We start from the raw sequence: 22,405 nt of genomic DNA, 5'->3' as shown, positions 1-22,405 counted from the left end.
GGCGGCGTCCGCGGCCCCACCACCCAGGGGTGGTGACCCGGGTGGGGATCGCGGTGGTGTTCGATGGACCCATGGCTGACGCGTTCGACGGATTCCGGCTCGGAGCGGGGTTCTCGGTGATCGAACCCGACCGGCACCGACCCGGGTCCTTCACGCTCGTGGTCGACGGCACGCCCCAGTCGCACGTCGACCTCGAGGACCCGACCCACCTGGCGTTCGAGTACATCCGGCGCATCGGACACGCGATCGACCTGCTGCCCCCCGGCCCGGTCACGGCGCTGCACCTGGGCGCCGGTGCCCTGACGCTCCCGCGCTACGTCGCCGTCACCCGACCCGGGTCGCGCCAGCAGGTGATCGAGCTCGAGCGGGACCTGGTCGACCAGGTGCGCGAGGTGCTGCCGTTCCCCCGCGGTGCCTCGATCCGCGTGCGGTACGGCGACGCCCGCGAGGTCCTGTCGAAGCTGCCGGCCGGCCTGCGCGGCACGGTCGACCTGGCCGTCGTGGACGTGTTCGGCGGCGCGCGGATCCCGGCCCACGTGACGAGTGTCGAGTTCTACCGCGAGGTCGCGGCGTTCCTGTCGCCGACCGGCATGGTCGCGGTGAACGTCGCCGACGGCGCCGGTCTGGCGTTCGCCCGGGGCCAGGCGTCGACACTGCAGGCGGTGCTGCCCTCGGTGGCGGCCGTGGCGGACACCGGGATGCTCAAGGGCCGGCGCTTCGGCAACATCGTGCTGCTCGGGTCGCCGACCGACCTGCCAGTGGCTGAGATGCCCCGTCGGTACTCGTCGGACCCGATGCCGGCGAAGGTCGTGCACGGTGCCGAACTCCGGGCCTTCATCGCCGGGGCCCCCGTCGTCACGGACGCCACCGCCATCGCGTCGCCCGAGCCGAACCGGTCCGTCTTCGGCGCCTGAGTCCGGCGTTCGCGGGCGCTGTCCGGCCGTCGCTGCCAGGATGGGCGGTGAACGACCGCGCGAGGTGCGCGACCGAGCCGAGACGGGGAAGTCATGACGAACGACGACCGGAGCAACGACGACCGGACGGCCGACGGCCAGACCCCGAGCTGGGGCCAGCCGCAGGGCGACACCCCGCGGTACGGCGAGCGGATCGCCCCGGCGTCGGCACCGCAGTACGGCGAGCAGCAGCAGTACGGTCAGCAGCCGCAGTACGGCGAGCAGGCGGCACCCCAGCAGCACGGCGAACCGCAGCAGTACGGCCAGCAGCAGTACGGGCAGCCCCAGTACGGGCAGCAGCCGCAGCAGTACGGCCAGCAGCACGCGGCCGGCGCCCCGTCGTGGCAGTCGCACGGCGAGCCGGCACCGAAGAAGAAGACCGTCGGCCGGATCGCCCTGGTCGTCGCGGTCATTGCCCTGGTGGTCGGCATCATCGGCGGCTTCGTGCTGGGGAACGCCCTCGGCTCGAGCGGCGCCCTGCGCGGTGTCCTCGACGGAAGCACCACCGGCGCAGACACCGAGCAGCTCGGCCGGGACCTGGCGAGCGACCCGGCGCAGCGCTCGCAGCTCATGCTGGGCTCGGTCCTGATGGGCGTGGGCACGCTCTTCGGGCTGTGGGCGATCGTGCAGGGCATCGTCGCGATCGCCAGCAAGCGCGGCCGTGGATGGGGCGTGTTCGCGCTCGTCCTGGCCGTCGCCGCCGCGATCGTGGCGTTCGTCGTGTACATCGGGGTCGCCGTCGCGACCTCCGGTGCCGCGTCCTGAGGCGACTGTCGATGACCGGCGCGTGGCACTGCTCGCTCGCGGGTACGCCCGGATACCCTCGGTCCTGATGTCCCTGCCGCCCGACGACCGCCAGAGCCCCGACCGCGACGACCGCGCTCGGGAACCGCGTCATGCGGCTCCCGGCACCACGGGCGTCACCCCCGGCAGCACGTTCGCGCCGATCAGCCTGCGACCCGCCGTGGACGTGCAGGTCGTGCAGGACCGTCTGCGCGACCTGGGCCAGAGCCGGTCGACCGAGGCCCTGGCCGAGCGCGCCGAGCTGCTGCGCCTGCTCGGCCGACTCGACGAGGCACTGGTCCTGGCCGAAGAGGTCTTCCGGCTGACCATGTTCACCGGGGAACGCTCCGACAAGGTCGCCGCACGCATCCGCCGCGCGCACGTGCTGCACGACCTGGGCCGGTACGAGCGGGCCGCCACCGAGTCCGCACTCGCCCGCGACACCGCCGTGACCGAGGAGTGGCCCGAGCTCGAGGGCGCGGCTGCCGAGATCGAGGGCTGGTCCCTGTTCGAGCTGGACCGCTTCGACGAGGCCCGCGAGGTCCTGGGCCGCGCGTACGAGGCGTTCCGTGCTGCCGGCGCCCCCGCCGAGCGCACCGATGCCCTGCGGTCCGCGGTCGAGACGGCCATGCGCGCGTCCATCGCCCGTCCCCTGGTCGAACCCGAGCGACCCCGTGCGGACGGAGCCCGGACCGAGGGTGCCCCTGCCGCCGCGGGGACCGATCGGCCACGCACGGCGCGCGAGGCCGCGATGCGCCGGGACACCGAGCCGGAGACCCACTTCGCCGAGCCCGCCAAGGAGATCCCGCCGGTCCGCCGTCGCGTCCTGGGCGCTCCGGACGCCGCCCGAACCGAGGCCGACACCCTGTGGGGCAAGCTCACCGACCGCAGGCGCCCCACCGACGACGACCGGTGACCGCACTCGAGACCGTCCGGGCACGCGCCGACCAGCTCATGCGCGCGCACCTCGGTCACGGCACGTGGTCGTTCGCCTTCGACCACGCCAAGACCCGCGCGGGGCAGTGCGACTTCGCCCGACGCCGCATCACCGTGAGCCGGCACCTGGCCGCACGGTTCTCGGACGACGACGTCGACCAGGTCCTGCTGCACGAGATCGCCCACGCGCTGAGTGGTGCCCGCGCGGGACACGGCCCGGCCTGGCGCCGTCAGGCCGCCGCGATCGGGTACACCGGGTCGCGCCTGCACGACGGGCCGATCGCCAGCGAGCTCGCTCCCTGGATCGGCACCTGCCCCGCCGGACACGAACACTTCCGGTACCGCACGCCCACCCGGCCGCTGGCGTGCGCGGTGTGCTCGCGTCGGTTCGACGACCGGAACCGGATCACGTGGCACCGTCGCCCCGCGCCGTCCCTCGCTGACCGGTAACCGGCTCGCACGGTTCGGTGGTGACGGACTAGCCTTGCCGGATGCAGACGGGGCAGCACATCCGCACGGACTCGGGGTCGTCGTGGTTCTTCGACGCCGGACGGATCTCCCTGGACTTCGCGCACACGGGCGGGTTCGCCGACGACCCCGACGGCCGACGTCCCCGCGCACACCTCGGCGAGCTCCTGATGACCCCGGCCGACCTGGACGAGTGGCTGAGCCAGCACACCGAACCGATCGACACCGGGGCGACCGCCCGCGAGCTGCAGGACGCCCGGGCCCTGCGCGCAGCCATCGGTCGGCTCGCGACGGCCGCGGCGCCGGCTCCCGCGTCGTCCGCCGCGGAGCGCTCCGCGGTGGCGGCGGGCCTGCGTGCCGGGACCGGCCGCACGCGCCCCGCGCCCGACGACATCGACACCGTCAACCTGTTCGCCGCCCTGCCGGACGTGCCCCCGAGCCTCCCGGGTGGGCGACGCCGGGCCGGCGCGAACCGGGTCCGGCTCGCCCAGGCGCTGTCGAGCGTCGCGCGCGACGCCGTGGCCCTGTTCACCGAGGTCGGGTTCGACGACGTCGAGGCCGACGGCCGGCCCTCCCGGCTCAGCCGGTGTTCCGCGCCGGACTGCGGGCTGGTGTTCCACGACTCGTCACGCGGCGGCACACGGCGGTGGTGCGCGATGCAGCGGTGCGGCAACCGTGCGAAGGTGCGGGCGCACCGGGCCCGGCGCGCCGCAGCCTGAGCTACGCCGCACGCCAGGTGATCGTCGCGTCACCCTCGGGGCCCTGGTCGACCGGGGCGGCACGCAGGTAGGTCACGGCCTCGACCGTGCTGTCCGCCGGCGCGAGCAGGACGGCGCACACGTCGGCCGTGCCGTCCGAGCGCAGCGCTTCCGTGATGGCCGCGCGGTCGAAGGGGCAGGCGTCCTGCAGGACGCTGTTGCGGTCCGAGGCGGCGAGGTCGGGTCCCGCCTGCAACCGGTCGTCCGCCCGCAGTCCCCACGCGTCGTTGGCCAGGTCACCGACCGCGTCCGGGTCGAACGTCCCGCTGACCCGGTGCACGGTGAAGTGCGCCAGGTAGGTGTCGTCGCCACGGGACGTCAGCCCGAACTGGTCCAGCGCGGCGTCGGTCACCCGCTCGACCTTCGTCGCGGTGATCCTGAGCTGGCCGTGGAACGCCGAGCCGTTGAGCTTCGTCGTGACGCCCTCGCCGATCTCGTGGCCGCCCTGGGCGCAGCCAGTGAGCGCCAACGTGGCGGTGGCGGCGAGCACGGCCGCCGTGGTCAGTCGTCGTCTGGTCCCCTGCATGGTCGCCACGGTACGGACCCACCCGCCCCAGGTCACGTCCCCGATGCATCCTCACGTCAGGTCATCATGCGCACCGTGCCGAATCCTTGTTTTCGGCACACCGAATCCTCTGGCATGCTGGTCGACATGACCGGCCTCGTGACCCCGCACCGCGCGCCCCCCGGCGACGCACCGCGCGGGCGCGCCGCCAGCCTGACGCTCCTGGGCCCCGCCTTCGTGGCCGCCATCGCGTACGTCGACCCGGGCAACGTCGCCGCCAACCTGACGGCCGGTGCGAAGTACGGCTACCTGCTGCTCTGGGTCCTGGTCGCGGCGAACGCCAGCGCCGTGGTGGTGCAGTACCTGTCGGCGAAGCTCGGGGTGGTCACGGGCAAGTCCTTGCCGGAGCTGCTCGGGATGCGCATGCGGCGCACCCCGCGGCTGCTGTTCTGGGCGCAGGCCGAGGTGGTGGCGGCCGCGACCGACATCGCCGAGGTCATCGGCGGGGCACTCGCCCTGCACCTGCTGTTCGGGCTGCCCCTGGTGGCCGGCGGGCTGATCACGGGCGTGGTCTCGATGGCGATCCTGGTGCTGCAGAACCGGCGCGGCGCCCGGACGTTCGAGGTCGTCGTGACGGCGATGCTCGCGATCCTGACCGTCGGGTTCTGCGCGGGGCTGCTCGTCGCACAGGTGTCGCCCGGCGCGCTCGTGTCCGGGCTCGTGCCGCGGTTCCAGGGCTCCGAGTCGGTGCTGCTCGCCGCGTCGATGCTCGGCGCGACCGTCATGCCGCACGCGGTGTACCTGCACTCGGCACTGGCACGCGACCGGCACGGCGACACCCCGGCCGGGCCGGAGCGGCGGCGGGTGCTCGTCATGACGCGGTGGGACGTCGGGCTCGCGCTCCTGGTCGCGGGCGGCGTGAACGTCTGCATGCTCGTGCTGGCCGCCGCGACGCTGCCCGGGGTGCCGGGCACGGACTCGATCCCCGGCGCCCAGGCCGCGATCGCCACCCACGTCGGTCCGGTCGTCGGCGTGCTGTTCGCCGTGGGCCTGCTGGCGTCCGGCCTGGCGTCGACCTCGGTCGGCTGCATGGTCGGGGCGGAGATCATGCACGGGCTGCTGCACGTGCGGGTGCCGCTGGTGGTGCGACGCATCGTCACGCTCGTGCCGGCGATCGTCCTGCTGGCGCTGAACGCCGACGCGACGATGCTGCTCGTGGTGAGCCAGGTCGTGCTGAGCTTCGGCATCGCGTTCGCGCTGGTGCCGCTGGTGGCCTACACCTCGCGGCGGAGCCTGATGGGGAGCGACGTCAACGCGGTCCCCACCCGGGTCGTCGCGTGGCTGATCGCGGCGGTCATCGTCACGCTCAACGTGGCACTGGTGGTGCTGACCGTCACGTGACGGTCAGCACCACCAGTGCTGGCGGGACGGTCGGCACCACCGGTGCCGGCGTGACGGGTCGTCCTACTCGACGACGCGGACGCCCTTCCAGAACGCCACGTAGCCGCTGTAGTCCTTGCCGACGCGGTCGAACGACGAGGGGATCGGCGTCGGGTACGAGAACGCCGCATCGGTGAGCGACTGCCCGTCAGCGTTCACGGTGAAGTACTTCGCGTCGCCCTTCCACGGGCAGTGGTACTGGGTGTCGCTGTCGGTGAACAGCTCGGTGTTCACGCTCGACGGCGGGAAGTACCAGTTGCCCTCGATCTGGATCAGGTCGTCCTGGGGTGCCTCTGCGATGACGGTGTCGCCGACGACTGCCTTCATGGTGTGCTCCTTCGCTCGCGCACGGCCGGAGCGGCCGCGGGTCTGACCAGCCGAACGCTACCCGCGGGCGCTGTGTTCCCCGGCCCGGACCTCCACCAGCTCGGGACCCACGGCGAGCGCCGCGCGAGCTCGCTCCGGGCCGAGCTCGCGCGCCGTCTCCGAGGCCGTCACCAGGTGCCGCACGGCCCCCCGGAGCCCGGTGAACGCGGCGCAGGCAGCGGCCGCCTCGGGCGAGCAGTGGTCGATCCCGACGGCGGACAGCGCGTCGACGACGGCACCGGCGCCGAGCAGGTCCTCGACCGCGGGGTCCGGTGCGTCGGGCACGTCGGCGGACTCGCCCGCGGCCTCGGCGACGTCGTCGAACGCGGGCGCGCGGTGGGTCCCGGCAGCGACGACCGCCACGACACAGCGGTCGCCGAGTCCGGCCTGGAGGCGCGTCACGCGATCCGCCACCGCCGCCGCGTTGGCCAGGTGGCCGAGCACCACTGCGGGGCCGGCCGGGAGCTGCCGGCCGAGCGCCCGGTGGTCCACGCCGGGCCCCTCGGGCAGCACGTCGACCCAGACGACCAGGTGCGCGCCGACGGCGACACGACGGGCACCCGCGATGCCCCACCCGAAGCGGACCTGGTACTGCTGCTGGCCTGGTTCACGCACCCGGCCACGATAACCGCTGTGCAGCACCTGTCCCTTTCCACAGGCGAGGACCGTCCGGGCCGATCGACAGCGAGCCCGCCAGTACGATCGAGTCCCATGGAGATCGCCCCCGCACCCACCCTGACCGGCGACCGCGTCACGCTCGAGCCACTCGCGCACGAGCACGCGGACGACCTGCGGGCCGCGGTCGCGGACGGGGACCTCTGGCGCACCTGGTACACCGCGGTCCCGGCGCCGGCACAGGTCGACGCGGAGATCGACCGTCGTCTCGCCGAGCAGGAAGCCGGCCGCATGGTGCCCTTCGCGGTGCGCGACCGTCCGACCGGCCGCGTCGTGGGATCCACCACGTTCATGGCGATCGACCTCGGCAACCGCCGTGTGGAGATCGGGTCGACGTTCCTGGCGAAGTCGGCGCAGCGCAGCGGCATCAACACCGAGTCCAAGCTGCTGATGCTCTCGCACGCGTTCGACACCTGGCAGTGCATCGCGGTCGAGTTCCGCACGCACTGGCACAACCTGCAGTCCCGCACGGCGATCGCGGCGCTCGGCGCCAAGCAGGACGGCGTGCTGCGCAACCACCAGATCGGGCGCGACGGCACCCTGCGCGACACCGTCGTCTTCTCGATCACGGCGTCCGAGTGGCCGACCGTCCGGCTGTCGCTGGCGGAGCGCCTGCGCCAGCACGACCGGGCCGAGGGCTCCCGACGCCGCTCCGCCCGGCACGCCTGAGCCCGCCGCCGGGTAGCGTGCGCGGCATGCACGTCGGTCTCCGTCTCGTCCTCGATGCCCCCGTCGACGTCGTCCGCGACGCCCTGTTGTCGCCCGCGGTGATGGTCGGGGTGACGAAGCCGTTCCTGGTGTACCGCTCGCTCGACCCGGCGGGCTTCCCGCACCGCTGGACCCCCGGGCAGCCGCACCCGATCACCGCGAGCGCGTTCGGCGTCGTGCCGAGCGGCAACAGCCACGTCGACATCGACCTGTACGAGGTCGACGGGGTTCCCGTGCAGCGTGACAACGGCGGCGGCACGAGCGGACTGTTCGGGCGGATGGACATGCGCCACCGGATGGCGGTGTCGGCGCTGCCGGACGGCACGACGCTGTTCGTCGATCGTCTGGACTACCGGATGCGGCCTGCGGTGCTCGGCCTGGCGCTGTGGCCGGGCATGTGGGTGATCTGGCAGTGGCGAGCCCTGCGGATGCGGCAGCAGGCGCCGACCTGGCCGCCCGCCTGAGGCGCGGGACCTGACGGACGCGCGCCGGGCCTCCCGGCCGCTCCGGACTCGGTGCATGCTGTATCGCATCCCTTGACGGACGCCGCGCCCCGATGCGACGGCGCGCGACGTGTGTGGCGGGGTGCGATGCGCCTGGTGTCGGCCGCGCGCCCGGTGACACGCCGCGCCGGGGTGGGGCGGGCCTCCCGTTCGTCCGTGGGCGGGCGTAGCCTCGACCCGTGAGCCAGACGCGCCCCCAGGAGCCGACGACCGACGACCGTGTGCACAGCACGCTGGCGACCGTGGACTGGCGGCGGATGACCTTCGACCTGTACCGCCGCGTCCGGGCCACCGCCGACCCGGAGACCGCGCACGCGCTGTGGCGCGAGACCCGCGACGCGATGTTCGCGGACCACCCCGCCAGCCCGTTGCTGGACGAGGACGCGGTCGACTTCGAGCAGCTCCCCGTGCCGACCTACGACCCCGAGTGGCGCTTCCGGGCGCGCATCGAACCGGCCGAGGCGCAGGCGATGGACGTCGAGACCGGCACCGACGGCACCGTGCTCTTCGACCGCCTGGGCGTGGTGCGCTTGCCCGGCATCGGGACCCTGGACGTCTGGTCGCACGGCGGCTACGCGGGCGGGGTGTTCGTCCCCGTCAAGGACGCCAGCGCCGGCAGGGCCCGCGGGACCTACGGCGGCGGGCGCTACCTGCTCGACACGATCAAGGGCGCCGACCTGGGCGGCGACGACGGGGAACTCGTGCTCGACTTCAACTTCGCGTACAACCCCTCGTGCGCGTACGACCCGGCGTGGGCATGCCCGTTGGCGCCTCCGGGGAACACCGTGCCCGTGGCGATCCCCGTCGGCGAGCAGTACGACTTCTAGGGCGGGCACGATGGCTTCGAAGACGGGCACGTCGACGGCGAGCGGACTCGTCGCGATCGACGCCGGCGGACGGATCCCCCCGTTCGAACAGGTGCGGTCGCAGATCGCCGCGCAGATCAGCGCCAGGTACCTGGTGGACGGGCAGCGGCTGCCCAGCGTCCGGGCACTGGCCGACGAGCTCCGGCTCGCACCGGGCACGGTGGCGAAGGCCTACACGTTGCTCGAGGAGTCAGGGCTGGTGCACACCGCGCGCGGCGCCGGCACGCGGGTCGTGCGGCCGGCCGACGTGCCGGACGAGGTCGCCGACGCCGTGCGTGCGCTCGTGGTGGCGGCGCGGGCGTCGGGGCTGTCGGCGGACCAGACGGCCGCGGCGCTGCGCGACGCCTGGCCCGCGTAGAGCCGGGTCGCGCGGCGGCTCGGTCGCACGCTGTGCGGGTCGCACGGTGCGGTGGTCGCACGGTGCGGTGGTGCTGGCCGGTGCGAGGTTGACCGGCCCGTGCGAGGCAACAGGCTCGCACGGGGCCGTCAGGCTCGCACGGGCCACGAACCGCGCACGGTGCGCGAGTCGCACGCGGGCACGAACCCAGCACGGTGCGCGGTCAGCAGTGCTCGAACACGTACCCGTCCTGGCCGCGTGCGACCAGCTCACGGTCGCGCAGGATCGTCATCGCCGGCCGGTCCTTCCGCGCACACACGGCCGACCAGGCCCCGTCGGTGTCGTCCGTGTACTCGACATCGATGACCCGGTCGCCGTAGGCCTTCGTGTAGGCGCCGCACTCGTCGTACGTCACGCACTCCTCGGCGATCACGAAGTCGAAACCGGCGTCCCGTCGTCCGGTCGACCCGAGCTGCGGGGTGTTCTTCTGGCCGGCGGCGAGCCCGTGCTCGTGCGCCACGTCGACCAGCGCCGACGCCAGCGCGAGGTTGTCCGACCGGGTCAGCGCACCGTGCGACCGGGTCCACGAGTCGAGGTTGTCGAACTCGACGGCGTCGAACCCGCGGTCGGCGCAGCGGGCGATCGACCGCGTCATCACGGACACGACGTCCCCGCGTGCCGCTGCGCGGGAGGTGTCGAGCAGCATCTCGTCGGGCCACCCCGGGTCCGACACCGGCTCGCCCGCGGCGTTCCGCAGCAGCGCGTCCGGGTGTGACCGTTCCCACATCGCCGCGTCCGAGGGCTGGGTCTGGAACCCGTTGACGTAGCAGATGCCGTACACGCCCTTCGCGGGGCGCTCGGTGCTGTCGCGCTCGACGATCGTCACGCCGTCAGCCGGCGTGTACCCACCCCCGAGCTGGTAGTCCGGCACGCCCGACGTCGGGAAGGACCGGGTGGCGTCGGCACTCGGCGGCGCGGTACACCCGGCCAGCCCGAACGCCGCCAGGACGAGGACGGACAGGAGGACGGCAGCGGGCAGACGCACGCTGCGCATCCTCGCACGGTGCTCGGACTTCCGCCTGGGGCCCGTGGACCGCTACACTGGTGGTACTCGAGACGCCGATCGTCTCGTGCGTCGTACGGACGCCCCCGAAACTCCCGACCCTCTGGGTCGATGTATCGCGCACCGTCTCCCCCGGAACCCATCCGGGCCCGAGCAACTCGGTGCCAGGCTCTCTGCTGCGGCGACAGTGCCCGCAATGCCGCGCCCGCTCCACCGAGCAGGCCGCCCGCTCCCTGAGCAGGCAGCCCACTCGCACGAGCAGGCAGGTCCACTCCCCGGAGTGGCCACCGGCCGCGGACACGATCCCGCCCGCGCGCCGATCGAGCGCGCACCACGGCCGGCAACGGCCCGAAAGGTCACGATGACCAACCCCATCGAAGACATCCGCTTCTCCGACCTCGGCGTCCCCGCCCCCATGGTCGACGTCCTCGTCGCCCAGGGCAAGGAGAACGCCTTCCCGATCCAGGCCGACACGCTCCCCGACTCCCTCAAGGGCAAGGACGTGCTCGGTCGCGGCCGCACCGGCTCCGGCAAGACCATCGCCTTCGCGATCCCCCTGGTCGCCCGTCTCGCGGCGAACCCGCAGAAGCGTCGACCGGGCCGCCCCCGCGCCCTGGTCCTCGCCCCCACCCGTGAGCTCGCGACGCAGATCGACGCCGTGCTCGCCCCCCTCGCCAAGGCCATGGGCCTGACCACCACGACGATCTTCGGCGGCGTCTCGCAGGGCCGTCAGGTCGACGCGCTCCGCAGCGGCGTCGACATCGTCGTCGCCTGCCCCGGCCGTCTCGCCGACCTCATGCAGCAGGGCCACGCGCACCTCGACGCGATCGACGTCACCGTCCTCGACGAGGCCGACCACATGGCCGACATGGGCTTCCTGCCCGGCGTGACGAAGATCATGCAGGCCACGCCGGAGCGCGGGCAGCGCATGCTGTTCTCCGCCACGCTCGACAACGGCGTGGACAAGCTCGTCAAGAAGTTCCTGCACAACCCGGTGATGCACTCCGTCGACGACGAGTCCAGCCCCGTCGAGGCGATGACGCACCACGTGTTCGAGGTCGCCGACGCCGACGCGAAGAAGGACCTCGTCCGCACGCTCGCCTCGGGCACCGGTCGTCGCATCCTGTTCATGCGCACGAAGCACCACGCCAAGCGCCTGGCCAAGCAGCTGTCGTCGCAGGGCATCCCCGCCGTCGACCTGCAGGGCAACCTGTCGCAGGGCGCCCGTGAGCGCAACCTCGCCAAGTTCTCCGCCGGCGACGCGCTCGTCCTGGTCGCCACCGACGTCGCCGCCCGCGGTGTGCACGTCGACAACGTCGAGCTGGTCGTGCACGTCGACCCGCCGACCGAGCACAAGGCGTACCTGCACCGCTCGGGCCGCACCGCGCGTGCCGGTTCGTCCGGTGACGTCGTCACCGTCGTCATGCCGGCCGAGCGCCGCGACGTGGCGCAGATGATGCGCAAGGCCGCGATCTCGGTCGCCCCGCAGCAGGTCACCCCGAACTCGGCACCCGTCCTGACGCTGGTCGGCGAGATCGCGCCGATCCGCCACGAGGACCCGGTGGCCTCGCAGCCGCAGCAGCAGCAGCGCCGTCAGCAGTCCGGCTCGTCCGACGCCGCTGGTGCGCGCGGTCGCGGTCGTGGCCGTGGTGGCCGCACCGGAGGCTCCACCGCAGCTGCGCAGACCGGCTCGGCCCCCAGCGGCTCGGGTGCAGGGCGTCGCGGCGGTCGTGCCGCCGAGGCCGCCGGCGCGGGTCGCGGTCGTGCCGCTGACACCGCCGGTGCCGGTGGGCAGCGCCGTTCCGGTGGCAGCCGTCGGGCATCGAGTGACACCGTCCGCGGTGGCTCGGCTCCGGTCTGGTCCTCGGACAACGGTTACGCCCCCGGGCGCAGCGCGTCGAGCGAGTCCGGCGGCAACCGTCGCCAGGGTGGCTCCCGCCGCGCGTCGCGTCCCGCAGGCTCCGGGCGCTGATCCCTCGCAGGCAGTGTCGAGGCAACCTTGACGCTGCCTGCGAAGCTCGGCCCACCCAGGGGTACGTTCTGATCCACCGGAGGACGCGCGAGCGTCGCCGGTGGATTTGTCCGTTGACGGAAGGAGCCCGCGTATGGCTGGCATCGATGACATCAAGAACGCTGCCGAGAAGGCAGCCGGCAAGGCCAAGGAAGCTCTCGGCAACGTGACGGACAACGACCGTCTCAAGGCCGAAGGCCAGACCGACCAGGCGAAGGCCTCGGCCAAGCAGGGTGCGACCGACGTCAAGGACGCCGCGCACGGCGTGGCCGACAGCTTCAAGGACAACAAGTAAGACCAAGCCCGGTCGTCACGACCGCGCTGCGAAGCCCCCGGGTCCGGATGGACACGGGGGCTTCGTCGTGCGCGGGCTGGTGCCAGCCCGATCAGCGCGGCGCGCTCAGGTTTACAGCAGGGCGCCGACCGAGGCGAGCCCCGCGCGCATCAGTGCGCCGCGACCGCCTTCCATCTCGTCGGAGACCGCGACCGAGGCGGCTTCCATCGGCGTCATCCACGTGAGCTCGAGGGCGTCCTGTCGCGGTTCGCACGTGCCGGTGACCGGGACGACGTACGCCAGGGAGATCGCGTGCTGGCGCTCGTCGGTGTAGACCGAGGCCCCGGGCAGCGGGAAGTACTCGGCGACGGTGAACGGCGCCGGGTTCGAGGGCAGCTGCGGGAACGCCATCGGCCCCAGGTCCTTCTCGAGGTGGCGGAACAGCGCGGTGCGGATCGACTCGCCGAACATCACCCGCCCGGACACCAGCGTGCGCGCGATCGACCCGCTGGGAGCGACGCGCAGCAGGACGCCGACCTCGGTCACGACGCCGAGCCCGTCGGTGCGGACCGGGATGGCCTCGACGTAGCAGATCGGCAGACGGCGACGGACCGAGGCGAGTTCCTCGTCGGACAGCCAGCCGGAGTCGGGATCGGGGTCGGGGGTGCGCGTCGAGGCCATGCACCGTGTCTACCAGCCGGTGCGGCGAGTTCGGCGCGCCGCGCGCGGGCTGTGGATGGCTAGCGTTGTCCACATGATCGATGCGGACATCGTCCAGTGGACCCGCCCGGAGCCGGAACGCGCCGGGACACCCCTGCTCGTCGCCCTGCACGGGGTGGGATCGAACGAACGGGATCTGCTCGGACTGGCACCCGCGCTGCCGCCCAGGTGGACGGTCGCGGCACTCCGTGCACCGATGGAGTGGGGGCCCGGGTTCAGCTGGTACCCGCTCGGCACGCCCGGGTCGCCGGAGCTCGCGCCCGTGGACACCGCGGTGCAGGGGGTCCTCGACTGGGTCGACCGAGTCGCACCGGAGCACTCGCGGATCGGGCTGCTCGGGTTCTCGCAGGGCGGGTCGATGGCGCTGCAGCTGCTGCGTGCGCGGCCGTCGGGCTTCGCGTTCGCGGTGTCGCTCTCCGGCTTCGTGGTGCCGGGAGTGGACGACTCACGCGACGAGGCCGTCGCCGCGGTGCGTCCTCGCGTGTTCCTGGGCCACGGTGACGCCGATCCGGTCATCCCCGCCGAGGCCACGGCGCGGACGAGCGCCTGGGCAGCGGCGCACACCGCCGTGACGGACCGCACCTACGCCGGCCTGCCGCACGCCGTGTCCGCAGCCGAGCTGGCGGACGTCGCCGCGTTCATCGGCGACTGACTGCAGACAGGAGGCCCGGTGCCAGCTGGCACCGGGCCTCCCGTCGGTCTGTCCGCCGGTCCGCCGGTTCCGTGCACGAAAGCGACAGATCGGCCCCGGATGTCCGCGGAGATCTGTCGCTTTCGCGTTCTGGTCGGCAGGCGGGTCGGTCGTCAGTCGGCGAGGATCTGCAGGAGGTCCTTGCGGAGCTGGTCGACCTTGGCCGCAGCGGCCTTCGTCTGCTCGTCGGTCGCCGACGTGCGGTACATGTGCAGCACGCCCATCGTCTTCCGGAGGGACTCCATGAACTCGCGCTGGCCGTCTGGGATGCCGGGCGTGGACTCCCACGCCGCGGCGATCTCGTCCGCCTTGGCCTGGGCCTCGGCCGTGCCGGCGTCGGTGAGCTCGAAGAGCGTCTTGCGACCGTCGCCCGTCGAGACGACGAGGTCCTCGTCGACGAGCTGCTGGAGCGTCGGGTAGACCGAGCCGGGGCTCGGCTTCCACGCGCCGCCGGTGCGCTCGGCGATCGTCTTGATGATCGCGTAGCCGTTCTGCGGGCCCTCGGCCAGCAGGCCGAGGATCGCCAGGCGGACGTCGCCGCGGCGACGGCGTTCCCGGCCGAAGCCGGGGCCGCCGGGGCCCCCGAAGCCCGGGCCGAAGCCCATGCCGGGGCCGAAGCCGCCGCGTCCGCCGAAGCCGGGTGCGTGGTGGTGGCGCGGACCGCCGAAGCGGAGGCCGCGCTGACCGCGGTGTCCGCGGTCGTGGGAGTCGTGGTGCTGTTCGTTCGAGTCGTCAGTCATGGGGCGCATGATGACTCCTTCCTGGGTTCGTGTCTGAAGTGAGCTCGCGATCAGTTCCGGATGTTCTGGCACCTGTCGCGATGCGTCAACGATAGATCGTTAACTATCGTTCTGTCAACCCTGGTCCTCGTTGGGTTCCCTGTCGGGGGTGACGGGCAGGATGGGCTGACCATGACGGACGTCCTCGAGCGCTTCTCCCCGGCCACCGCCGCGTGGTTCCGGGGCGCGTTCTCGGCGCCGACACCCGCGCAGACCGGCGCGTGGGACGCGATCTCGACCGGGCGTCATGCCCTGGTCGTCGCCCCCACCGGATCCGGCAAGACGCTGGCCTCGTTCCTGTGGTCCATCGACCGGCTGATCAGTTCGACGGACCACCCACCAACCAAGCAGCGCACCCGCGTGCTCTACGTCTCGCCGCTCAAGGCCCTGGGTGTGGACGTCGAGCGGAACCTACGCAGCCCGCTCGTCGGCATCACCCAGACGGCGCGGCGACTCGGGCTCGAACCCCCCGACGTCACGGTCGGTGTCCGCAGCGGCGACACCCCGTCCTCCGACCGCCAGAAGCTGCTGCGGCTGCCGCCGGACATCCTCATCACGACGCCCGAGTCGCTGTACCTGATGCTGACGTCCAAGGCGCGCGAGACCCTGGTGAACGTCGACACGGTCATCATCGACGAGGTCCACGCCGTCGCTGCGACCAAGCGTGGCGCGCACCTGGCCGTGTCACTCGAGCGGCTGGACGACCTGCTCGACAAGCCCGTACAGCGGATCGGCCTGTCGGCGACGGTCCGGCCGGCCGAAGAAGTCGCGCGGTTCCTGGGCGGGCGCGCCCCGGTCGAGATCATCGCACCGCCAGCGCAGAAGACCTTCGACCTGCGGGTCGTCGTGCCCGTCGACGACATGTCCGAACTCGGAGCACCACCGGTCGGGGCCGACGCCTCCGACGCTCCGACGAACGGCTCGATCTGGCCCCATGTCGAGGAACGCGTGGTCGACCTGATCGAGGAGCACCGCTCGACGATCGTGTTCGCCAACTCCCGGCGACTGGCCGAGCGGCTGACCGCACGGCTCAACGAGATCCACGAGGAACGCGTGACCGCCGCCGCCGGCGACGGCGTGCTCGTACCGGCCGGGGCCTCGCCGGGTGACGTCGGACTGCCGAGCGGACGCGGGCAGTCCCCGGCACGGGCGTCGGCGCACGCCCCGGTCCCGCAGCCGACCCGCCCGCCGGCCGAGGTCATCGGCGCCTCGGGACAGACCGCGGGTGCACTCCCCGTGCTCGCGCGCGCCCACCACGGCTCGGTGTCCAAGGACCAGCGCGCCATCATCGAGGACGACCTGAAGTCCGGGCGCCTTCGCTGCGTGGTCGCGACCAGTTCGCTCGAGCTCGGCATCGACATGGGCGAGGTCGACCTGGTGATCCAGGTCGAGTCCCCGCCGTCGGTCGCCAGCGGCCTGCAGCGCGTCGGTCGTGCCGGACACCAGGTCGGCGAGATCTCGCGCGGCGTGCTGTTCCCGAAGCACCGCGCCGACCTCGTGCACAGCGCCGTCACCGTCGAGCGGATGGTCGCGGGCGAGATCGAGTCGATCTCCGTGCCGGCGAACCCCCTCGACGTCCTGGCGCAGCACACCGTCGCAGCCGGTGCCGTCGACACCCTCGACGTCGAGCACTGGTTCGAGCTCGTCCGGCGCAGCGCGCCGTTCAGCGGTCTGCCGCGGTCGGCGTTCGAAGCGACACTCGACCTGATCACCGGGCGCTACCCCAGTGACGAGTTCGCCGAGCTGCGGCCGCGCCTGGTCTGGGACCGGGTGCACGGCACGCTCACCGGACGCCCGGGGGCCCAGCGGCTCGCGGTCACCAGCGGTGGGACGATCCCCGACCGCGGCATGTTCGGCGTCTTCATGGTCGGCGAACGGGCGTCGCGGGTCGGCGAGCTCGACGAGGAGATGGTCTACGAGTCCCGCGTCGGTGACGTCTTCGCGCTCGGTGCCACCAGCTGGCGCATCGAGGAGATCACGCACGACCGGGTCATCGTCAGTCCCGCGTTCGGGCAGCCGGGCCGGGTGCCGTTCTGGAAGGGCGACGGTCTCGGCCGACCGGCAGAACTCGGGCGTGCCACGGGTGCCTTCATCCGCGAGGTCGAGGGCGCCTCGGACGCCGACGCCCGGGCGCGCGTGGCGGCGGGTGGTCTGGACGAACGAGCGATCACGAACCTGCTGATGTTCCTGCGCGAGCAGCGGTCCACCACCGGGCACGTGCCGAACGACACCACGCTCGTGGTCGAGCGCTTCCGCGACGAACTCGGCGACTGGCGGCTCATCCTGCACTCGCCGTACGGCATGCAGGTCCACGCGCCGTGGGCCCTGGCGGTCGCGGCACGCCTGCGCGAGCGCCACGGCATCGACGGCGACGCGATGGCCGCCGACGACGGGATCGTCGTGCGGATCCCCGAGACCGACGCCGAGCCTCCCGGCGCCGACCTGTTCGTGTTCGAGCGCGACGACCTCGAAGCCCTGGTCACCGACGAGGTGGGTGGCTCGGCGCTGTTCGCCGCCCGGTTCCGCGAGTGCGCCGCCCGAGCACTCCTGCTCCCCCGCCGCGACCCCGGCCGACGGTCCCCGCTGTGGCAGCAGCGCCAGCGGGCGTCGCAGCTGCTCGAGGTCGCGCAGAAGTACCCGACGTTCCCGATCGTGCTCGAGACGGTGCGCGAAGTCCTGCAGGACGTGTACGACGTCCCCGCGCTGCTCGGCATCGCGGACGAGATCGCCCGACGGCACATCCGCCTGGTCGAGACCGAGACCGAGCAGCCGTCGCCGTTCGCCCGGTCGCTGCTGTTCGGGTACGTCGCCGCGTTCATGTACGAGGGGGACTCCCCGCTCGCCGAACGTCGTGCCGCGGCACTGTCGCTCGACTCGACGCTGCTCGGCGAACTGCTCGGGCGGGCCGAGCTGCGCGAACTGCTCGACCCCGCCATCATCGCCTCGACCGAACAGGACCTGCAGCGGCTGTCACCCGACCGGCGCGCGCGGGACACCGAGGGACTCGTCGACGTGCTGCGCCTGGTCGGCGCCCTCGACCTGGACGAAGCCGTCGACCGCAGCTGGCTGGCGGACGCGTCCGATCGGCAGGACGCGTCCGCCACGGTCCGGACGACGCTCGAGTCACTCGAGCGCGACCGCCGGGTGCTGTCGTTCTCGCACGCGGGCACGACGCGGTACGCCGTGATCGAGGACGCGGCGCGGCTCCGCGACGCCCTGGGGGTACCGCTGCCCATCGGCGTCCCCACGGCGTTCATCGAACCCGTCGCCGATCCCCTGGGCGACCTGGTGGGCCGGTACGCCCGCTCGCACGGGCCCTTCGCCGCGCAAGAGGCCGCCTCGCGCCTGGGGCTCGGCATCGCCGTCGTGCAGGACACCCTGCGCCGCCTGGCCGCCGATCGCCGTCTGGTCGAGGGCGAGTTCCGGCCCGATCGACAGGGTGCCGAGTGGTGCGACTCCGAGGTGCTGCGGCGGATCCGCACCCGGTCGCTCGCCGCCCTGCGGCACGAGGTCGAACCCGTCTCGACGGACACCCTCGCCCGGTTCCTGCCCGCGTGGCAGCACGTCCGCGTGCCCGGCACGCGCGGTGGGCTGCGCGGGATCGACGGGGTGCTGCAGGTGATCGACCAGCTCGCCGGCGTCGCGCTGCCCGCGAGTGCCTGGGAGTCACTCGTGCTGCCCGCTCGCGTGTCCGACTACGCCCCGAGCATGCTCGACGAGCTCACCGCCACCGGCGAGGTCCTGTGGTCCGGCGGCGGCACGCTGCCCGGCAACGACGGCTGGGTCCGGTTGCACCTGGCGGACACGGCGGCCACCACGCTCGCCGAGCCGTCGGGCGAGGACACGACCGAGCTGCAGCGTGACGTGCTCGGTGCGCTGGCGGGCGGCGGCGCGTACTTCTTCCGGCAGCTCGGCCAGGCCGTGGGCAGCACCGACGACAGCGCGCTGACGACCGCGCTGTGGGACCTGGTGTGGGGCGGGCAGATCACGAACGACACCTTCGCGCCGCTCCGGGCGATGCTGGGCGGCCGGGCGAAGAGCACCACCGCGCCACGCACCCGCGCGTACCGCGGCCGACGGCGCCCGACGCTGCCCACCCAGGCCGGGCCGCCGAACGTCGGTGGACGCTGGTCGTTGCTCCCGCTGGCCGAGGCGGACGGCACCGTGCGCGCGGCAGCGACGGCCGAGCAGCTGTTGGAACGGTACGGCGTGGTGACCCGCGGGGCCGTGCAGGTCGAGGGCGTCCGCGGCGGGTTCGCCGGGGTCTACCGTGTGCTCGCACGGTTCGAGGAGTCGGGCCGCGCCCGCCGCGGGTACTTCATCGAGGGACTCGGTGCTGCGCAGTTCGCGACGAGCCCGACGATCGACCGGCTGCGCACGTACGCCCGCGATCTGGACGACGACGAACGGGCGAACCCCAACCGGGTGCGCGAGGTCCTGACGCTGGCCGCCACCGACCCGGCGAACCCGTACGGGGCGTCGTTGCCGTGGCCGACCGACGCGGCGGCCGACGGGGACGCGGCTCCCGACACCGCGGGGGCTGCTGCTGCGGGCACTCCGACAGCCAGCACCGCTGCCGGCGCTGCGTCCGCCGGCGCCGGGTCTGCGGGCGTCGGGTCCGCGGGCGCCGGGTCCGCCGGCGCCGGGTCCGCGGGCGCCGGGTCTGCCGGCAAGGGCCGTGGACACCGTCCCGGACGCAAGGCAGGGGCGCTGGTCGTGCTCATCGACGGCGAGCTCGGCGTCTACGTCGAACGCGGTGGCAAGTCCGTCCTGACCTTCACCGACGACCCGGCCGACCTCACCGCGGCCGCCACCTCGATCGCCGCCACGGTGCGCAGCGGCCTGGGCAAGCTCTCGGTGGAACGCGTGGACGGGGTGTTCGTGCTCGAGTCCCCGCTCGGCGATGCCCTGCGCGCCGCCGGGTTCGCGGCGACACCGCAGGGGGTGCGCCTGCGTGCCTGAGGGCGACACCGTCTTCCGGGCAGCGCACCGGTTGCACACGGCACTGGCCGGCAAGGTCCTGACGCGCAGCGACTTCCGGGTGCCCGCGTTCGCCACGCTCGACCTGGTCGGACGCACCGTGGACGAGGTCGTGCCCCGCGGCAAGCACATCCTGCACCGCATCGGCGACCTGACCGTGCACTCCCACCTGAAGATGGAGGGCCGGTGGGACGTCTACGCGCCGGGTGACCGCTGGCGACGTCCCGCGCACCAGGCCCGGGCCGTGCTGGACGCCGCGGACGTGTCGACGGTCGGCTTCACCCTCGGCGTGCTCGAGGTCGTGCCCCGGGCAGACGAGGGCGACATCGTCGGGTACCTCGGCCCGGACCTGCTCGGCCCGGACTGGGACTCCGCACTCGCGCTCGCCAACCTGACCGCCGACCCGCTACGACCGGTCGGGCTCGCGCTGCTCGACCAACGCGTCCTGGCTGGCCTCGGCAACGTCTACCGGAACGAGCTCTGCTTCCTGCGGGGCGTGCTGCCCACCCGACCGGTCGGCCAGGTCGAGGACCCGGCGCGGATGATCACCCTCGCCCACCGACTGATCCTGACCAACCGCGACCGGAGCGCCCGCGTGACGACGGGGGTGGACCGGCCGGGGTCGCGCTTCTGGGTCTACAACCGGCGCGGCAGGCCGTGCCTGCGCTGCCGGACGCCGATCCGGTACGGCGAACTCGGCGAGTCCGACCTGACCCTGCGCGACACGTACTGGTGTCCGCGCTGCCAGACCTGACGCGTCCGCGCACGTGGCTGCCCGGTCCGAGGTTCGCGACCGGTGCGAGGTTGGTTGTCGCGTGCGGGGCAACAGGGCGGCACGAGGCAATCGACCTCGCACGGGCCGGGGGAAGCCCAGTGCCCGGCGTCAGACCGTGGCTGCGCGGGCGGCGAGCGGGCGACGGCGCAACTCGGGCCGCAGCACCGCCGGCGGGGCGTACTGCTGGTCGAGTCGTCCGACGTCGGTGCCCGGCGGGACGATCGCGTCGATGCGGTCCAGGACCTCGTCGGACAGCACCACGTCGGCCCCGGCGAGCAGGTCGTCGAGCTGCTCCATCGACCGTGGACCGATGAGGGCACTGGTGACCCCTGGGTGAGCGGTCGCGAACGCCAGCGCCAGGTGCGTCATCGGGATGCCGGTCTCCTCGGACAGGGCGACGACCTGCTCGACGGCGTCGATGCGGCGTTCGTCCTGGTTGTGCTGGAACATGCCGACCCGGGCCAGGTCGCTCGGTTGCCCGCGACGGAACCGACCGGTCAGCATGCCGCCCGCCAGCGGACTCCACACCAGGGTTCCCATGCCGTAGCGCTGGGCGACCGGCAGGACCTCGCGTTCGATGCCACGGTTGAGGATCGAGTAGGTCGGCTGCTCGGTGCGGAACCGCTCCAGACCGCGGCGTTCCGACGTCCACTGCGCTTCCACCTGCATCGACGCCGGGAAGTCCGACGTGCCGATCGCCCGGACCTTGCCGCTGCGGACCAGGTCGGTCAGGGCGGACAGTGTCTCCTCGAGGTCGACGGTGTCGTCCGGCCGGTGCGCCTGGTACAGGTCGATGTGGTCCGTCTGCAGGCGCCGGAGCGAGTCCTCCACCGCGCGCATGATCCAGCGGCGGGAGTTCCCGCGCTGGTTCGGGTCATCGCCCATCGGGCCGTTGAACTTGGTGGCCAGGACCACGTCGTCACGGCGACCCTGGAGCGCCGTGCCGAGCAGGGCCTCCGACCCGCCCTGCGAGTACCGGTCGGCCGTGTCGATGAGGTTGATGCCGGCGTCGAGGGCACGGTGGACGATGCGGATCGAGTCCTGCTCGTCACCGTTGCCGATGCGGCCGTCGGTGCCGAGCATCATGGCGCCGAGCGCGATGGGGCTGACCTGGATTCCGGTCCGGCCGAGGGTGCGGTACTGCATGGTGCCTCCTGTCGTTGGCGTCCCGATCCGCGGTGCCGTATGGTGGACCGAAGCGGAACGCTCTTCCAGAACTTTACGGAATGGCTTTCCGTTTCCGCAACCCCGATCTGGAGGACTCGTGCGCGCTGATGCCCGTCGCAACCTCGATGCCCTGGTCGATGCCGCACGCCAGGTCTTCGCGGACGACGGCGTCGATGCGCCCGCGAAACGGATCGCCGACCGGGCCGGAGTCGGCGTCGGTACCCTCTACCGGCACTTCCCTCAGCGATCCGACCTGGTCGTCGCCGTGTTCCACCAGGCGGTCGAGGCATGCGCCGATGCCGCCCCCGAACTCAGCGCTGCGCACGCCCCGGACGAGGCACTCGCGCTGTGGCTCCAGCGGTTCACGGAGTTCGTCGCGACGAAGCGCGGGCTCGCGGCAGCGCTGCAGTCCGGCGACCCGGCGTTCGAAGGGCTGCACCCGTACCTGATGGAGCGGCTCGGCGGCGCACTGACGGGCTTGCTCGACGCGGCGTCGGCAGCCGGAACCGTGCAGAACGACCTCGATGCGCCGCAGCTGCTGCGCGCGGTGGCCGACCTGTGCCACGGAGCACCGACGGTCGAGCAGAGCCAGCACCTGGTCGGCCTGCTGGTCGACGGACTGCGGTGGCGCGCGAGCGCCTGACGAC

At 73.0% G+C, this 22,405-nt stretch carries 23 protein-coding genes; 16 read left to right on the top strand and 7 right to left on the bottom strand.

What is annotated here, in order from left to right; translation table 11 throughout:
- Window positions 1-71 precede the first annotated feature (71 nt).
- The 5 genes from ACLBWP_RS11745 to ACLBWP_RS11725 all read left to right on the top strand — a co-directional run bounded on the left by ACLBWP_RS11745 (window position 72) and on the right by ACLBWP_RS11725 (window position 3,859).
- Window positions 72-914 (top strand): spermidine synthase, encoded by an 843-nt coding sequence (locus tag ACLBWP_RS11745; protein WP_447655335.1) that lies wholly within the window; start codon window positions 72-74, stop codon window positions 912-914.
- Between the two features lie 93 nt (window positions 915-1,007).
- Window positions 1,008-1,718 (top strand): hypothetical protein, encoded by a 711-nt coding sequence (locus tag ACLBWP_RS11740; protein WP_447655334.1) that lies wholly within the window; start codon window positions 1,008-1,010, stop codon window positions 1,716-1,718.
- 67 nt (window positions 1,719-1,785) lie between these two features.
- The gene (locus tag ACLBWP_RS11735; protein ID WP_447655333.1) at window positions 1,786-2,652 is read left to right on the top strand and encodes a hypothetical protein; all 867 of its coding nucleotides are present in this window, start codon (window positions 1,786-1,788) and stop codon (window positions 2,650-2,652) included.
- Window positions 2,649-3,122 carry a SprT-like domain-containing protein gene (locus tag ACLBWP_RS11730; RefSeq protein WP_447655332.1) on the top strand — a complete coding sequence of 158 codons (474 nt, stop codon included), beginning with the start codon at window positions 2,649-2,651 and terminating at the stop codon, window positions 3,120-3,122. The genes ACLBWP_RS11735 and ACLBWP_RS11730 overlap by 4 nt, the downstream gene beginning before the upstream one ends.
- A 41-nt stretch (window positions 3,123-3,163) precedes the next feature.
- Complete coding sequence (locus ACLBWP_RS11725) at window positions 3,164-3,859, top strand: CGNR zinc finger domain-containing protein (protein ID WP_243560935.1); 696 nt, start codon at window positions 3,164-3,166, stop codon at window positions 3,857-3,859.
- A gap of 1 nt (window position 3,860) precedes the next feature.
- On the opposite strand, the gene ACLBWP_RS11720 is transcribed toward ACLBWP_RS11725, so the two are convergent.
- The gene (locus tag ACLBWP_RS11720) at window positions 3,861-4,424 is read right to left on the bottom strand and encodes a hypothetical protein (RefSeq protein WP_243560933.1); all 564 of its coding nucleotides are present in this window, start codon (window positions 4,422-4,424) and stop codon (window positions 3,861-3,863) included.
- A gap of 126 nt (window positions 4,425-4,550) precedes the next feature.
- Between ACLBWP_RS11720 and ACLBWP_RS11715 the strand changes: the two genes are divergently transcribed.
- Window positions 4,551-5,804 carry an Nramp family divalent metal transporter gene (locus ACLBWP_RS11715; RefSeq protein WP_447655331.1) on the top strand — a complete coding sequence of 418 codons (1,254 nt, stop codon included), beginning with the start codon at window positions 4,551-4,553 and terminating at the stop codon, window positions 5,802-5,804.
- Between the two features lie 63 nt (window positions 5,805-5,867).
- Here the strand turns inward: ACLBWP_RS11715 and ACLBWP_RS11710 are convergent, their stop codons facing one another.
- On the bottom strand, window positions 5,868-6,170 hold the full coding sequence (locus ACLBWP_RS11710; protein WP_243560929.1) for a DUF427 domain-containing protein: 303 nt from the start codon (window positions 6,168-6,170) through the stop codon (window positions 5,868-5,870).
- 57 nt (window positions 6,171-6,227) lie between these two features.
- On the bottom strand, window positions 6,228-6,824 hold the full coding sequence (locus ACLBWP_RS11705; RefSeq protein WP_447655330.1) for a 2-phosphosulfolactate phosphatase: 597 nt from the start codon (window positions 6,822-6,824) through the stop codon (window positions 6,228-6,230).
- Window positions 6,825-6,920: 96 nt separating this feature from the next.
- Here ACLBWP_RS11705 and ACLBWP_RS11700 point away from each other — a divergent pair, with 96 nt between their 5' ends.
- From ACLBWP_RS11700 to ACLBWP_RS11685, 4 genes are all read left to right on the top strand, one after another.
- Window positions 6,921-7,553 (top strand): GNAT family N-acetyltransferase, encoded by a 633-nt coding sequence (locus tag ACLBWP_RS11700; protein ID WP_447655329.1) that lies wholly within the window; start codon window positions 6,921-6,923, stop codon window positions 7,551-7,553.
- Window positions 7,554-7,579: 26 nt separating this feature from the next.
- Entirely contained in the window at window positions 7,580-8,056 is a 477-nt protein-coding gene (locus tag ACLBWP_RS11695; protein ID WP_243560923.1) for a hypothetical protein, read from the top strand.
- Window positions 8,057-8,352: 296 nt separating this feature from the next.
- On the top strand, window positions 8,353-8,922 hold the full coding sequence (locus tag ACLBWP_RS11690; protein WP_447655404.1) for a DUF1684 domain-containing protein: 570 nt from the start codon (window positions 8,353-8,355) through the stop codon (window positions 8,920-8,922).
- A gap of 10 nt (window positions 8,923-8,932) precedes the next feature.
- Window positions 8,933-9,319, top strand: a complete 387-nt coding sequence (locus ACLBWP_RS11685) for a GntR family transcriptional regulator (protein WP_447655328.1) — start codon at window positions 8,933-8,935, stop codon at window positions 9,317-9,319.
- Between the two features lie 202 nt (window positions 9,320-9,521).
- Here ACLBWP_RS11685 and ACLBWP_RS11680 read toward each other — a convergent pair whose 3' ends face one another.
- Entirely contained in the window at window positions 9,522-10,352 is an 831-nt protein-coding gene (locus ACLBWP_RS11680) for an endo alpha-1,4 polygalactosaminidase (protein ID WP_447655327.1), read from the bottom strand.
- Window positions 10,353-10,722: 370 nt separating this feature from the next.
- Between ACLBWP_RS11680 and ACLBWP_RS11675 the strand changes: the two genes are divergently transcribed.
- Both ACLBWP_RS11675 and ACLBWP_RS11670 read left to right on the top strand, forming a co-directional pair.
- Entirely contained in the window at window positions 10,723-12,333 is a 1,611-nt protein-coding gene (locus tag ACLBWP_RS11675) for a DEAD/DEAH box helicase (RefSeq protein WP_447655326.1), read from the top strand.
- A 133-nt stretch (window positions 12,334-12,466) separates the two neighbouring features.
- On the top strand, window positions 12,467-12,667 hold the full coding sequence (locus ACLBWP_RS11670; protein WP_447655325.1) for a CsbD family protein: 201 nt from the start codon (window positions 12,467-12,469) through the stop codon (window positions 12,665-12,667).
- 111 nt (window positions 12,668-12,778) lie between these two features.
- Here ACLBWP_RS11670 and ACLBWP_RS11665 read toward each other — a convergent pair whose 3' ends face one another.
- Window positions 12,779-13,327: an NUDIX hydrolase family protein gene (locus ACLBWP_RS11665; RefSeq protein ID WP_243560913.1), complete on the bottom strand. Its 549-nt coding sequence runs from the start codon at window positions 13,325-13,327 to the stop codon at window positions 12,779-12,781.
- A gap of 73 nt (window positions 13,328-13,400) precedes the next feature.
- Between ACLBWP_RS11665 and ACLBWP_RS11660 the strand changes: the two genes are divergently transcribed.
- Window positions 13,401-14,018, top strand: coding sequence for an alpha/beta hydrolase (locus ACLBWP_RS11660; protein WP_447655324.1), 618 nt, complete (start codon window positions 13,401-13,403; stop codon window positions 14,016-14,018).
- A 152-nt stretch (window positions 14,019-14,170) separates the two neighbouring features.
- Here ACLBWP_RS11660 and ACLBWP_RS11655 read toward each other — a convergent pair whose 3' ends face one another.
- Window positions 14,171-14,797, bottom strand: coding sequence for a PadR family transcriptional regulator (locus ACLBWP_RS11655; protein ID WP_243560909.1), 627 nt, complete (start codon window positions 14,795-14,797; stop codon window positions 14,171-14,173).
- A gap of 171 nt (window positions 14,798-14,968) precedes the next feature.
- Here ACLBWP_RS11655 and ACLBWP_RS11650 point away from each other — a divergent pair, with 171 nt between their 5' ends.
- Both ACLBWP_RS11650 and ACLBWP_RS11645 read left to right on the top strand, forming a co-directional pair.
- Window positions 14,969-19,798, top strand: a complete 4,830-nt coding sequence (locus ACLBWP_RS11650) for an ATP-dependent helicase (RefSeq protein WP_447655323.1) — start codon at window positions 14,969-14,971, stop codon at window positions 19,796-19,798.
- Window positions 19,791-20,570, top strand: a complete 780-nt coding sequence (locus ACLBWP_RS11645) for a DNA-formamidopyrimidine glycosylase family protein (RefSeq protein WP_447655322.1) — start codon at window positions 19,791-19,793, stop codon at window positions 20,568-20,570. The genes ACLBWP_RS11650 and ACLBWP_RS11645 overlap by 8 nt, the downstream gene beginning before the upstream one ends.
- A 129-nt stretch (window positions 20,571-20,699) precedes the next feature.
- On the opposite strand, the gene ACLBWP_RS11640 is transcribed toward ACLBWP_RS11645, so the two are convergent.
- Entirely contained in the window at window positions 20,700-21,737 is a 1,038-nt protein-coding gene (locus ACLBWP_RS11640) for an aldo/keto reductase (RefSeq protein ID WP_243560903.1), read from the bottom strand.
- A 118-nt stretch (window positions 21,738-21,855) separates the two neighbouring features.
- On the opposite strand from ACLBWP_RS11640, the gene ACLBWP_RS11635 reads away from it, so the two are divergent.
- Entirely contained in the window at window positions 21,856-22,401 is a 546-nt protein-coding gene (locus ACLBWP_RS11635; protein WP_243560901.1) for a TetR/AcrR family transcriptional regulator, read from the top strand.
- Window positions 22,402-22,405: the final 4 nt, after the last annotated feature.

The sequence above is a fragment of the Microbacterium sp. M1A1_1b genome, assembly GCF_053345565.1.
Note: the sequence above shows the minus strand (reverse complement) of the source record. Positions and strands in the feature narration are given on the sequence as shown.